This window comes from Actinomyces sp. HMT 175 (assembly GCF_016694895.1).
Taxonomy (GTDB): Bacteria; Actinomycetota; Actinomycetes; order Actinomycetales; family Actinomycetaceae; genus Actinomyces; species Actinomyces oris.
Map to the genome: position 1 here is coordinate 222,277 of NZ_CP068012.1, position 12,081 is coordinate 234,357.

Consider the following 12,081-nt stretch of genomic DNA (forward strand, 5'->3'; position numbering starts at 1 on the left):
CATGCCCGCCGTCTACGAAGGCGCCGTCCAGGACCTCATCGACGAGTTCGGCGAGCTGCCCGGTATCGGCCCCAAGTCCGCCCAGCGCATGGCCTTCCATGTGCTCGCCGCCGACGCGGCCGCCGTCGAGCGCCTCATCGAGGCCCTGCGCGCCGTCAAGGCCAAGGTCCGCTTCTGCGAGACCTGCGGCAACATCGCCGAGGCCCCCCAGTGCGCCATCTGCCGCGACCCCCGCCGCGACCAGCGCGTCATCTGCGTCGTCGAGGAGCCCAAGGACGTCGTCGCCATCGAGCGCACCCGCGAGTACCGGGGGCTCTACCACGTGCTCGGCGGCGCCATCGACCCCATCAACGGCGTCGGCCCCGACGACCTGCGCGTGCGCGAGCTCTTCAGCCGCCTGGGAGACGGCGAGGTCGAGGAGGTCATCCTGGCCACCGACCCCGACGTTGTCGGCGAGGCGACCGCCGCCTACCTCACCCGCATGCTGCGCACCATGGCTGTGCCTGTCTCGCGCCTCGCCTCCGGCCTGCCCGTGGGCGCCGACCTGGAGTACGCCGACGAGGTCACCCTCGGGCGGGCCTTCGAGGGCCGACGCCGCGTCGAGGACTGACCGCCCCTCCGCTCGTTTGCTGCTCGCGCCGAGCCGGGCATCTTTCACCGCCGCCAACAGAGTGTCGGGAGGGCTGCGCGAAGAATGCCCGGCCGGGTCAGGGCGGGAGGGTCAGGCCAGGCGCACGCCGCGCGGCAGTCGGCCGGCCGGGACGCGCAGACGTCTACTGGCCGTCACCACGCCGCCGGCCCCCAGAGCCATGAGCACCACGAGGCTCACGGGCCAGAAGACCAGGTGCTTGGCCACGGGAGCCCCGCTGTCGCGCCTGCTGGAAGGAGCGTCGGAGGAGTCCTTCCAGTTGTCACAGAAGTTGCTGACGACCCGATCGGGCTTGGGGTCGCGCAGCTCGTCAGTCCACGAACCCGTGGCCTCCAGCGGGGAGTAGCTGCTGCGGTGGCCCCAGCCGTCGAGCCGACGGGGCGCGTGGGCGGTGGCGTCCCCCAGGATGATGAAGGGGTTGGGGGCCAGCATCCACCAGATCCGATCGGTGTGGGTGACCTCCTCGACCGAGACCTCGGGGTCGGTCTTGCACACGAGCGTGCCGTTGGTGGATTTGTCGTAGTCCAGGCTGTAGGTCACCAGTGTCTGGTTGCCGACCGCCAGGGGCGAGCTGATGGCCATGAACAGTGGAGTCCCGACGACGAGGGCGGCCACCACGAGGTAGGTCAGGACCGCCGAGGCCGAGGGCCGCGCCGCCAGCGCCGAGAAGCCCAGGCCGATGGCGCACACCGCCCCCAGGGTGAAGACGAGGACGACCAGGTGGGCGAGGAGGGCCTGCCAGTGCGAACCACCCGCGACCGTCAAGCCGATGAGGAAGGGCACTGCCACCCCCAGGAAGGCGATCGCGGCCACCCAGGCCGCCAGCAGCTTGCCGACGACGATCTCCTGGCTGCGCAGTGCCGTGGCCTGCAGTAGCGCCAGGGTCGCGTCGGCCCGGTCACCGTTGATGGAGGTCGCCGACAGCGTGGGAGCGACGATGAGCCCGATCCCCAGCACGAAGCAGACGACGATGTCGTAGAGCGTCAGAAGATAGTCGTTGGACGGGCCTGTGGAGCTCGTGGTCTCGATGGCGATCACCAGCCCACCGCACAGAAGGATGAGGACCGTCAGCCAGATCCCCAGCATGATGCGCCAGCGCGTGGCCCTCACCCGCTGACGCAGCTCGAGCACCATGATGGTGCGCACACCGGTCCAGGTCATCGGCGTTCTCCTTCCAGAGCCAGGTAGGTCTCCTCCAGGGTTCCGGACAGCGGGGCGAAGGAGACGACCTCCACCCCGGCCTCAACGGCCCCTCGCAGCAGGCGGGCCGCGGCCGCGTCGTCGGCGACCGGGAGGCGCACGGCGCCGTCCTCCTCCGCTGTGACGGGCAGCTGTGCGGAGCGTGTCCACTGGCCCAGTCGCCCGGCGTCCAGGGCCCGCATCCGCCAGGTCCGCTGCATCGGAAGCGGGGCGGCGGTGTCCGAGCCCGCCTGGCCGGGCGCCGGACCCCACCCCGGCGGCGAGGCGACGGCGGTCCCGTGGGACATGAAGACGACGCCGTCGACCATCTCCTCCATCTCCGTCAGGATGTGGCTGGAGAGCAGGATCGTGGTGCCGCCCGAGGCCAGGTCGCGCAGCAGGACGCGCAGGTCGGCGCGCGAACGCGGGTCCATGCCGGCGGCCGGCTCGTCCAGGAGCAGGACCTTGGGGGCGTGGATGAGGGCGCGGGCCAGGCCCAGGCGCTGCTTCTGGCCGCGGGACAGGACCCGGGCGGGTGTGCGCGCCATCTCCTTGAGGTGGACCAGGGAGAGCATCTCGACGGCCCGGGGGCGGGCGGCGTCGGCGTCCATACCCTGGGCGGCGGCGAAGGTCAGGAGGATCTCAGTGCAGGTCAGGGAGTCCCAGGTGCCGAAGGCGTCGGGCATCCAGCCCACGGCGCGATGGACCTCGCGCGGCTGGGTCACCGGGTCCAGGCCCGCCACCCGGATCGTCCCGTGGTCCGGGGCCAGGAGGGCCGCAAGCATGAGCAGCAGTGTGGTCTTACCGGCGCCGTTGGGGCCGACCAGGCCGGTGACGGCGCCGCTGGGCACCGATATGTCCAGCTGGTGCACCGCCGGTGCCTGACCGAAGAAACGCGTGAGCTGGGAGACTTCAATGCTCATGCGGCCAGGCTACGTCGTCGGCGCGGGGCCGGTGGGTGGAAGCCGGGCCCGCCTCACGTCGACACTTCGACCAAAACTTCAGAAACGACGCGGCTCCGGGTCGATTCTGAAGAATCGGTCGAAGTGTGGTCGCAGGGCGTGCGGGGCGAGGGCTGCGGGCCGCGTGATGTGCAGGCAACATGGCGCACCGTATGCTTGACCCCAGCCACGTCGTCGTGGGCGCCGCACGGCGACGGCTCCACCTCCGGAAGCCCCTGCCAGGACGCCCGCACCGGCGCGGAGCACCTGATGCTAGACACGCACTGATTCCAGGACCCGAGGAGCGCCTTATGGCACTGGTCGTCCAGAAGTACGGCGGCTCGTCCGTCAGCGACGTCGACGCGATGCGGCGCGTCGCCCGGCGCATTGTCGCCACCCGCGAGGCCGGTAACACGGTCGTCGTTGTCGTCTCCGCGATGGGGGACACGACCGATGAGCTCCTCGACCAGGCCGCCGCCCTGACCACCGACGCCCCCGCCCGCGAGATGGACATCCTGCTGTCCGCCGGTGAGCGCATCTCCGTGGCCCTGCTCGCCATGGCCGTCTCCGAGCTCGGCGTCCCGGCGCGCGCCTACACCGGCGCCCAGGCCGGGGTCCTCACCGACTCCAAGTACGGCAAGGCCTCCATCGTCGGCGTGCTGCCCGAGCGTGTGGCCCGCTCCATCCAGACCGGCTCGGTCGCCATCGTCGCCGGCTTCCAGGGGATCAACGAGGTCGAGGACACCACCACCCTGGGCCGCGGCGGCTCCGACACGACCGCGGTCGCCCTGGCCGCGGCCCTCAACGCCGACGTCTGCGAGATCTACACCGACGTCGACGGCCTGTTCACCGCCGACCCCCGCATCGTCCCCACCGCCAAGCGCATCGAGTCCCTCTCCAGCGAGGAGACCCTGGAGCTGGCCGCCCACGGCGCCAAGATCCTCCACCTGCGCGCCGTGGAGTACGCCCGCCGGTTCGGGGTGCCCCTGCACGTGCGCTCCTCCTTCTCCGACAAGACCGGGACCTGGATCTACGACGGCCGCCGCGAGGGCGCCTTCGTGCCCTCGGTCGTGGCCGCCCAGCTCGACGACGTCGTCGCCGCCGACACCGACAGCGCCCCGAGCGCCGCGAGCCCGGCCTCCTCGCAGGCCGCGGGAGCCGCCTCGGCCTCGCCCTCAGACCCCGCCGGGCTCGACGAGGGGCCCTCGGCCTCCGTCGTCGACACCGCGCACCGCAATGCCATCGCGGCACGGGCCCAGGCCCGCCCCCGCCCGACCGCCAAGGAGGACCACGTGGAAGCCCCCGTCATCTCCGGAATCGCCCACGACCGCAGCCAGGACAAGATCACGCTCGTGGGCGTGCCCGACGTCCCCGGCGCCGCCGCCCGCATCTTCGCGATCGTGGCCGGCACCGACGCCAACATCGACATGATCGTCCAGGACGTCTCCGCCGAGGGGACGGGCCTGACCAACATCTCCTTCACCTGCCCCGACGGCGACTCCGCCGCCGCCCGCGAGGCCCTCGAGGCCGCCCGCGAGGAGCTGGGCTTCCGAAGCCTGCACTTCAACCCCGACATCGGCATCCTGTCCCTGGTGGGGGCCGGCATGCGCTCCAACCCGGGGGTCTCCGCGCGCCTGTTCGGCTCGCTGAGCGAGGCCGGGGTCAACATCCACATGATCTCCACCTCCGAGATCCGCATCTCGGTGGTGGTCGACGACGCCGTACTCGACGAGGCCGTGCGCGCCGTCCACTCCGCCTTCGGCCTCGACGCCCAGGCCGCCGAGGCGGTCGTCTACGGAGGGACCGGACGATGAGCAATCCCGTGAACACCTACACCGGAGTGGCCGACGGCGTCTGCGTCGCCGTCGTGGGGGCCACCGGCCAGGTGGGCCGCGTCATGCGCGCCATGCTGGCCGAGCGCGACTTCCCCGCCCGCTCGGTGCGCTTCTTCTCCTCGGCCCGCAGCGCCGGGACCGTCGTGGACTTCCGCGGCGCCCAGGTTGAGGTCGAGGACGTCGCCACCGCGGACCTGAGCGGCATCGACGTCGCCATCTTCTCCGCTGGGGGCGCGGCCTCGCGCGAGCACGCCCCGCGTTTCGCCGCAGCCGGGGCCGTCGTCGTCGATAACTCCTCGGCCTGGCGCAAGGACCCCGAGGTGCCGCTCGTGGTCAGCGAGGTCAACCCGCACGCGCTGCGCGAGCGCCCCAAGGGCATCATCGCCAACCCCAACTGCACCACCATGGCGGCCATGCCGGCCCTCAAGGTGCTGCACGAGGAGGCCGGGCTCATCCGCCTCATCGTCTCCACCTACCAGGCCGTCTCCGGCTCGGGGCGGGCCGGGGTGGCCGAGCTGGCCGGGCAGGTGCGCGCCGTCGTAAACGAGGACATGGAGGGCCTGGCCCTGGACGGACGGGCCGTCGAGTTCCCCGCGCCGGAGGTCTACGTCGACACCATCGCCTTCAACGCCGTGGCCTGGGCCGGCGGCGACGCCGGTGACGGCTCCGGTGAGACCGACGAGGAGCAGAAGCTGCGCAACGAGTCCCGCAAGATCCTGGGGATCCCGGACCTGCTGGTCTCCGGCACCTGCGTGCGCATCCCGGTGTTCTCCGGCCACGGGCTCAGCATCAACGCCGAGTTCGAGCGCGAGATCAGCGTCGAGCGCGCCCGCGAGCTGCTGGAGGCGGCGCCCGGCGTCACCTACGAGGACGTGCCCAGCCCCCTCAAGGGCGCCGGCCGCGACGGCACCTTCGTGGGGCGTCTGCGCGCCGACCAGGCCTTCGCGCCGGGCCACGGCCTGCAGTTCTTCGCCGTCGGGGACAACCTGCGCAAGGGCGCGGCCCTCAACGCCGTCGAGCTCGCCGAGCTGGTGGCCGCCGAGCTGCGGGGCTGACTGGGTCTTCTCTTTCGCCGAGCCGGGCACTCTTCGCGTGAGGCGACCGAATTTCGGTCGGGCTGCGCGAGAAGTGCCCGGCTCGGTGTCTGCGCGGTCAGTGCGGCCGCCGATCTTCCCAGGAGCCCGGTGTAGAGTCCCGTCCATCAGAGGAGAGGAGGTGTCCTGTGAGCAGACAAGTGAGTGTCACTCTGCCAACTCATCTGGCGGACGAGTTGGAGCAGCGCGTCGCATCGGGTGCTTACACCGACCGCAGTGAGGCAGTCACTGATGGACTCCGGGAGCTGTTCGCCCGTGAGGAGGCCGTTGATGCCTGGCTGCGCGGCGATGTGGCGCCGGCGTATGACGAGCTGAGGGCTGATCCCTCGTTGGCCCTGAATGCCTCGCAGGTGCGTGCCCACATCGCGGCCCATCACTCCCGCCGGACCTCCGAGGCGTGAGGGCGATCTGTGACCCGGCGTGTGGGATACTCTCCGCAGGCGCAGCGTGATCTGACCGATCTCTACGACTGGATCGCACACGAGTCGGGCTTCCCTGATCGCGCCGAGGCCTACGTGACCGCGCTGATGGACCGGTGCGATGCGTTGGCCGACTTCCCAATGGTTGGTCGCGCTCGCGACGACATCCGCCCCGGCCTGCGCACCATCGGGTTTCGCCGACGTGCTGTCATCGCTTTCGCCATCACCGATGAGATGATTGAGATCATCGGCGTCTACTACGGCGGGCGCGACTATGGTCCGCTTCTGCGTGCCGACGATGAATGACTGAGCTTGCGAATCTGTGTGCGGCGTAGCCCTCCGCGCCGAGCCGGGCATCTTTCGCGTAGCCGGACAGAAATTCTGTTGTCCTCCGCGAGAGATGCCCGGCTCGGTTCGGTGTCTGCGCGGTCAGTGGGGCCGACGTCGGACCGGGGGAGGCACACCGTCAGCGTCCCAAGCCGCGTTCCTCCAGAAGACGGTCGATACGCTCGCTCAGCTCGCTGACCTGCTGCTGCAGGGCTGCCACCTGCGCCCGCGTCGCGGCCTCCTGCTCGGCGTTCTCCTCCTCGACCAGCGAGACGATCCACGAGGCCAGGGTCGCCGTGACGACGCCGGCCAGTGCCACCCCACCGATCATGAGCAGCGCCGCGATGAAGCGCCCCTGCGTGGAGAGCGGGAAGGTGTCGCCGTAGCCGACGGTGGTGATCGTCGTCAGCGCCCACCACAGGGCCTGGCCGAAGGACTGGATCGAGGAGCCCGGCTCATGACGCTCCGCATCCAGTGCGGCCAGTGCCGAGGTGAAGACGAGCAGGGCGGCACTGCCGGCCGTGTACAGGGTGATGCGCCCGCGCAGCGCGGTGCCGGCGCTGCGCTGCATGATGCTCACAAGCGTCACCAGGCGCAGGAGCCTGAGCGGCCGCAGGATCGGCAGGACAATGATCGCCAGGTCGGGCAGGTGGCGGAGAAACCAGCGGCCCCGGCTCGGCGCCAGGACCAGGCGGACAAGATAGTCGAGGCCGAACAGTGCCCAGACGGCGCCGATCACAAGCTCGGCCGCCACCTTGGCGCCGCCCTGCGCGTTGGTGAGTACCTCCCAGGCATAGGCGCCCAGGAAGACGACGGCGGCGCCGGCCAGCGGCCACTCCGCGGCCCGCTCCCACGCCCGCAGCCGAGTGCCCGGGCTGATGTCATTCGGCATGCTCCGATGGTAGACGGTGGTTGGGATAAAATCGGGGCGCCCTCACCGGTGGGGCATTTCTGCGCGGCCGGGGCCGTCGACGCCGGTGTTGTCGACCCCGGTGCCGGAATCCTCGGTCTCCCGCGCTGGGAGATCGTGAAGGACGAACAGAGGGCTGATGCTCACCAGCACAAGGATAAACAGGATGGAAACGGTGCCGGTGGTGGGAAACGCGCTGTAATCGTTGACGCCGTGAAACCAGACGATGGCAGCCAGGCAGATGGTCGTCGCCGTCGGGGAGATGGCGGCCAACAGGGTAATGAATACCCCCGCGGCGAACCAGAAGAGCAGGGAGCCCTCACTGGTGGCAGTGTCGGCGTGCTCGACGTGGATGAACTGTGGGTTTGAGGGCCTAAAAAGAACGAGGATGGTGCTGATTCCGACGATCGCCTCAGTGAGTCGTGCGGGGTGGAGGATGTACCTCCATCCGGATACCTGCGAGAGGGTCGAGCGTACGTGCTTTCTGGCGACGAAGGCGAGCGCCGCTCCCAGGAGCAGGCCGGTGGTGAACCACAGAGGCCTGGCGGCGTGTTCGAAGTCCCCGTACGTGCCTCTGTGGGAATGCGCCAGGAGGCTCAGGATCAGCAGGGTCGTTCCTGAAGCCGCCAGGCTGGGCGGATGATTCCATATCGCCAGAGGGAAAATAAACAGGATCGAGGCGAGGATGAGCGGACTCTCAACCTTGGAAAGATCTGTCAGGCGCGCATCCGAGGGTAGGGCGAACATCGAGTTGAGGATCACTGTGAGCGCCACGGCGATGGGTGCACGTAACTGCTGAAAAGAGATTTCATTATTCATGAGTATCCTCTTAGTGTGATGAAGTGTGAGAGTCTGTGGCTTGCCTCGACGTGATTGGTCGTGGCTTCTTGTAGTGGTACATGGTGAGCAGTCCGGCTGTGGAGGAGATGGCGAGAAGCGGGATGGGGAGAATGTCGGCCAGGTAGTTACCCGCCGCCTCTGTGTTGTCGAAGGTGTAGTAGCGGATAAGGGTGACGACCAGATAGATCGGGGGAATGAAGGGCGATAGTCCGGCAAATGCAGTCATCACGAAACCGCAGAGGAATGTGATAATAGATATGCTGGTCTGTCCGGGTGTCGCCCATAAGCGAGAGGGTGAGGTGCTCACGAGTGGTGCGGACGCCAGGAGGCTGGCAAGTACTGCGACCGCGATTCTCCCGAGGAGCTGGTCCGTGATGCTGAGAGTTGAGTGATGCTTGCTCGTGCGGCTGATGGTGGTGCATGTTGCCGCGGCCGATCCGCACATGATTCCAGCCAGGATCCACAGGATGGGAGAGATCTGCGAGAGAACGCTCCGTTTTTGTTCGCTGTCTGCTGGCATGAGCTCGTCCATGAGGGCGGCGACAGTGAATACTGCGCTTGTGGCCCCTTGTGCTTGCGGGGAATTATAGGCGGCCACCCCTGCGGAGATTATCCAGAATACAATGGCGGTTAAGGCGGCGAATGAGTTGGATGGAAATGAGTCGGATTCAGGGTTGAGGCTATGCAGTTCCGCGAGTGCGATGATGGCGAAGGCGCTGAGGGCAATTGCTACCGGTGCCTGCAGTGGTCGGAACGGTTTGATCTCATTCATGTGGCGATGCTGCTCTTCTCAAGGCTTGGGAGGTGCCCGGCGTGTTGCCGGGGTGCGGCGGCGCTGTGGCTCGATCTGGGTGGTGCGTCGTCGGGAAGTGTAGTGAAGAAAATTGTCCGCGTCGGCGGTTGGAGTCCGCCGAATAGAGGAATGTGGTGACGTCAGGCCGGTTGCCTGTGCCGGCGCACGAGGGGGCAGGGCTCTGTGGTGTGGCGGCAGGCGTCGTAGGGCCGGTAGGTATCACCCGCACATGGGGTCACTCTCCCGGTGTGGGGGCGTTCTACGCCGTCGGGGACATTTCTGCGCGGCCGGGGACATTTCTGCGCGGCCGGGGACATTTCTGCGCGGCCGGGGACCGGATTCCTGTCCCCGGGCGCGCAGAAATGTCCCCGGCCGTCTTGGAAGGCGGGGCGGGGCGGGCTCAGGCGAGCAGGACCTTCAGGACAGCAGGGGCGGCGAAGCGGCGAGGCTGCGAGCCGGTCTCGACGACGTCGAGTACCCCGATGTCGGTCAGTTGGGCAACCAGGCCATTGGCTCGCCCGTACGAGATGCCGAGGGCCGCCTCGACCTTACGCACCGTGAAGCTCGGATTCGCGACAGCGAAGTCGACAAGGTCAAGAGCGTGCGCGGACCGCAGGCTGGAGGCGCGCACCGTCTCCTTGAGGCTCTGGTGCGCAGCGGACAGGGCGAGCATCTGGTGTCGAGTGCTGGTGGCCGCCGCGGCCAGCCCCTGGGAGAAGAAGGTCAGGAAGGTGTCCCAGTCGCCGTGGGTGCTGACTCGCAACAACGCGTCGTAGTACTCGGCGCGACGCTCCTCGAACCACGGCGAGACCGTCAGCGTGGGTTCGCTGAGAACACCCGAGTTCAGGAGAGTGAGCACGATGAGGAACCGCCCCAGGCGCCCGTTGCCGTCCCGGAAGGGGTGAAGCGTCTCGAACTGGTAGTGGGCCATGCCCGCTGCGATGACCGGGTCGATGTCTCCCGCGTGGTCCTGATGCAGCCAGTCGACGAGGGCTCGCATGCCGGCGCGAAGAGGATCCCCGGGCGGTGCGGGAACGAACCGGCTTGCATGGATTGGGGCCGTGCTGTGCGCACCGGGGCGGCGGCCGATCATGACCTGGGTGTCGCGCAGGCGACCTGAAGCGGACTCCAGGGGAGTGCCTCGCATGAGCTCGCCCTGAAGGTCCTCAACGAGCGACAGGGTGATGGGACGCCCCTCCTGCGCCCACAGAAAACCGCTGTTGGCCATGCGGACGTAGTTGAGGATCTCCGTCATCTCGGCGGTCGCGGGGGCGTCGTCGTCGGCGGTGAGCACCTCGCGAAGGGGGGCGTATGTGCCCTCCAGGGCCGACGTCGACTGAGCTTCGCGCCGTAGAGAGGGGGTTCGCAGCAGGTAGGGATTCGGCAGCTGCTGAGCCGTGGCGTCGAGGGCAGCCAGTGCGCGGCCGGCTGCTGCCACCATGCGGTAGGTGCCGCCGCTGAGGGGTGGCTCGTCGGAGCCGAGTGGAGTAGGGACGAAGGCCTTGTGTTGCCAGTTGCCGGTCACCGGGTCGGAGCCAGTGATGTCGACCAGCTCCCCCATGGTGTCGTCGACGAACATGCTCACGTCCATGATGTCAGTCTACTGGTGGTTGTGTGACATCTAAAGAGGGTGAATTGCATACATTGATGACTTGTCGAACATTGTGGATGGGTGTGTGTCTGGAAACCGCCATGTGTGGGGCTGTGCGCCGGTGACTGCTGCTGTGGGGTTCCGTTGTGGGCGAGGGCATTCGACGCCGTCGGGGACATTTCGTTGCGGTTGGGGGTGTTCGACGCCGTCGGGGACCGGAATCCTGTCCCCGGACGCGCAGGGTGTCCCCCTCTGGAACGGTGCGCACCCGGCCGCGTGAAATGTCCCCGTCCGCAAGAGGCGGGAGGTTGGACGGTGCCGGCAGAAGTGCGGGCGGCGATGGTGGGGTCAAGCGATGGGTGCACCACTCATGGGAGGAGGGTCTCTGTCTGGGACGGGTCGTGACCGGGGTCCGCGTCCTGATGTGGTGGCTGGTGAGCCGGATTCGTCTCAGCCTCCGATGTCGGTGCGTCGGCTGCCTCCTCCTGCTCGATTGAGGTTCGTATCAGCTGAGTGGCCCGCCAGACCTCGTCGAGCCGGGCCTCGACCCGGGAGCGGGCGTCGTCGAGCCGGGAGGGTCTCACCGTCAGGCCGAGCCGCGGGATGATGGCCGGTCGCCCCGGCTCGGCACCTCCGGCGGGTGGGGCGTAGACGGCTTGGACCTTCACGCGACCCAAGTGCGCCGGGACCTCTTGGATGCTGAGGTTGCCACGGCTGGAAGGCAGGGGGAGGGAGAAGGACTTCGGGTCCGCGACCGCCATGCCGTACGTTCTCAGGCGTACCGCGCTTGCCCGCCGGCGTGCGGCAGCGCGTTTCAGTGCCACGAACAGGCCGATGTGGGCCAGGCCGAGAATCCAGGTGGCCCCCACGGCCAGATCTTGAGTGGAATCGCTGTAGATCAGAGAGTGCGGGATAGACATCATGGTGAACGGGGAGGCCGTCACCAGCATGCCCGCGAGCATCGCCCACAGCATGCCCACGGCGCGGCTGTTGGGGTCCCGGGCGACATGAAGGAACCGTGCCGACGCGATATCGCGATGGGTCACGGTTGAGTTCTTGGTGAGCCACTGGTCCGTGCCCGTGAAGCAGGAGGTTGCTCCAAAGATGACGGAGGTCAGCACGAAGCTGAAAATGAGTGGTGTCGCGCCTACCGCAGTTGCGGCATCGGCTATCGATTCGTTGCCCTCCGGGTAGTCGACGGCCTCGTCCAGGGCGCCCAGAGCAAAGGCGGTCATGAGCAGGATTAACGGGTAGAGGAGCGCGATGCCGGCGGCGGCCAGGGCGCCCAGGTACCCGAGCATCCTGGTCTTCGTGGTGGGGCAGGTGCGGAGGTAGATCGCCATGGGGTGCCCTCCTGAAAACTGTCGGCGGGTTGGTTGTGGCTGGCGAGTCAAGTCTGGGGTCGGTGGGTGCCTGCCGCCCATGGGGACCGTTCACCCCGGCTGGCATTCGACGCCGTCGGGGACATTTCTGTGCGGGCGGGGGCGTTCGACGCCGTCGGGG

11 protein-coding genes are annotated in these 12,081 nt (G+C 68.3%); 4 read left to right on the forward strand and 7 right to left on the reverse strand.

Annotated features, from left to right (window positions below; all coding sequences use genetic code 11):
- Position 1 precedes the first annotated feature (1 nt).
- Positions 2–610 carry a recombination mediator RecR gene (gene recR, locus JJJ14_RS00935; RefSeq protein ID WP_003788101.1) on the forward strand — a complete coding sequence of 203 codons (609 nt, stop codon included), beginning with the start codon at positions 2–4 and terminating at the stop codon, positions 608–610.
- Positions 611–721: 111 nt separating this feature from the next.
- Here recR and JJJ14_RS00940 read toward each other — a convergent pair whose 3' ends face one another.
- Together JJJ14_RS00940 and JJJ14_RS00945 are read right to left on the reverse strand one after the other, a co-directional pair.
- Entirely contained in the window at positions 722–1,810 is a 1,089-nt protein-coding gene (locus tag JJJ14_RS00940; protein ID WP_101559001.1) for an ABC transporter permease, read from the reverse strand.
- Positions 1,807–2,751: an ABC transporter ATP-binding protein gene (locus tag JJJ14_RS00945; protein ID WP_201444433.1), complete on the reverse strand. Its 945-nt coding sequence runs from the start codon at positions 2,749–2,751 to the stop codon at positions 1,807–1,809. Before JJJ14_RS00945 ends, JJJ14_RS00940 begins: the two co-directional genes overlap by 4 nt.
- A gap of 329 nt (positions 2,752–3,080) precedes the next feature.
- On the opposite strand from JJJ14_RS00945, the gene JJJ14_RS00950 reads away from it, so the two are divergent.
- From JJJ14_RS00950 to JJJ14_RS00960, 3 genes are all read left to right on the forward strand, one after another.
- Positions 3,081–4,583, forward strand: a complete 1,503-nt coding sequence (locus JJJ14_RS00950; protein ID WP_201444434.1) for an aspartate kinase — start codon at positions 3,081–3,083, stop codon at positions 4,581–4,583.
- Positions 4,580–5,659, forward strand: coding sequence for an aspartate-semialdehyde dehydrogenase (locus tag JJJ14_RS00955; protein WP_101558997.1), 1,080 nt, complete (start codon positions 4,580–4,582; stop codon positions 5,657–5,659). Before JJJ14_RS00950 ends, JJJ14_RS00955 begins: the two co-directional genes overlap by 4 nt.
- A 461-nt stretch (positions 5,660–6,120) precedes the next feature.
- Positions 6,121–6,423, forward strand: coding sequence for a type II toxin-antitoxin system RelE/ParE family toxin (locus JJJ14_RS00960; RefSeq protein WP_233431600.1), 303 nt, complete (start codon positions 6,121–6,123; stop codon positions 6,421–6,423).
- Between the two features lie 160 nt (positions 6,424–6,583).
- Here the strand turns inward: JJJ14_RS00960 and JJJ14_RS00965 are convergent, their stop codons facing one another.
- The 5 genes from JJJ14_RS00965 to JJJ14_RS00985 all read right to left on the reverse strand — a co-directional run bounded on the left by JJJ14_RS00965 (position 6,584) and on the right by JJJ14_RS00985 (position 11,921).
- Positions 6,584–7,336, reverse strand: coding sequence for a potassium channel family protein (locus JJJ14_RS00965; RefSeq protein WP_201444435.1), 753 nt, complete (start codon positions 7,334–7,336; stop codon positions 6,584–6,586).
- Between the two features lie 42 nt (positions 7,337–7,378).
- Positions 7,379–8,173, reverse strand: a complete 795-nt coding sequence (locus tag JJJ14_RS00970) for a hypothetical protein (protein WP_201444436.1) — start codon at positions 8,171–8,173, stop codon at positions 7,379–7,381.
- A 10-nt stretch (positions 8,174–8,183) separates the two neighbouring features.
- A complete protein-coding gene (locus tag JJJ14_RS00975) occupies positions 8,184–8,966 on the reverse strand; it encodes a hypothetical protein (protein ID WP_201444437.1) in 783 nt (260 codons plus the stop codon).
- Positions 8,967–9,387: 421 nt separating this feature from the next.
- The gene (locus JJJ14_RS00980) at positions 9,388–10,578 is read right to left on the reverse strand and encodes a Fic family protein (RefSeq protein WP_201444438.1); all 1,191 of its coding nucleotides are present in this window, start codon (positions 10,576–10,578) and stop codon (positions 9,388–9,390) included.
- Between the two features lie 368 nt (positions 10,579–10,946).
- Positions 10,947–11,921 (reverse strand): hypothetical protein, encoded by a 975-nt coding sequence (locus JJJ14_RS00985; protein WP_201444439.1) that lies wholly within the window; start codon positions 11,919–11,921, stop codon positions 10,947–10,949.
- Between the last annotated feature and the right edge of the window lie 160 nt (positions 11,922–12,081).

Coding starts and splice junctions, on each gene's coding strand:
- JJJ14_RS00985 (WP_201444439.1), bottom strand. CDS start 11,921: ATGGCGATCTACCTCCGCACCTGCCCCACCACGAAGACCAGGATGCTC.
- JJJ14_RS00975 (WP_201444437.1), bottom strand. CDS start 8,966: ATGAATGAGATCAAACCGTTCCGACCACTGCAGGCACCGGTAGCAATT.
- JJJ14_RS00970 (WP_201444436.1), bottom strand. CDS start 8,173: ATGAATAATGAAATCTCTTTTCAGCAGTTACGTGCACCCATCGCCGTG.
- JJJ14_RS00955 (WP_101558997.1), top strand. CDS start 4,580: ATGAGCAATCCCGTGAACACCTACACCGGAGTGGCCGACGGCGTCTGC.
- JJJ14_RS00950 (WP_201444434.1), top strand. CDS start 3,081: ATGGCACTGGTCGTCCAGAAGTACGGCGGCTCGTCCGTCAGCGACGTC.
- JJJ14_RS00945 (WP_201444433.1), bottom strand. CDS start 2,751: ATGAGCATTGAAGTCTCCCAGCTCACGCGTTTCTTCGGTCAGGCACCG.
- JJJ14_RS00965 (WP_201444435.1), bottom strand. CDS start 7,336: ATGCCGAATGACATCAGCCCGGGCACTCGGCTGCGGGCGTGGGAGCGG.
- JJJ14_RS00940 (WP_101559001.1), bottom strand. CDS start 1,810: ATGACCTGGACCGGTGTGCGCACCATCATGGTGCTCGAGCTGCGTCAG.
- JJJ14_RS00980 (WP_201444438.1), bottom strand. CDS start 10,578: ATGGACGTGAGCATGTTCGTCGACGACACCATGGGGGAGCTGGTCGAC.
- recR (WP_003788101.1), top strand. CDS start 2: ATGCCCGCCGTCTACGAAGGCGCCGTCCAGGACCTCATCGACGAGTTC.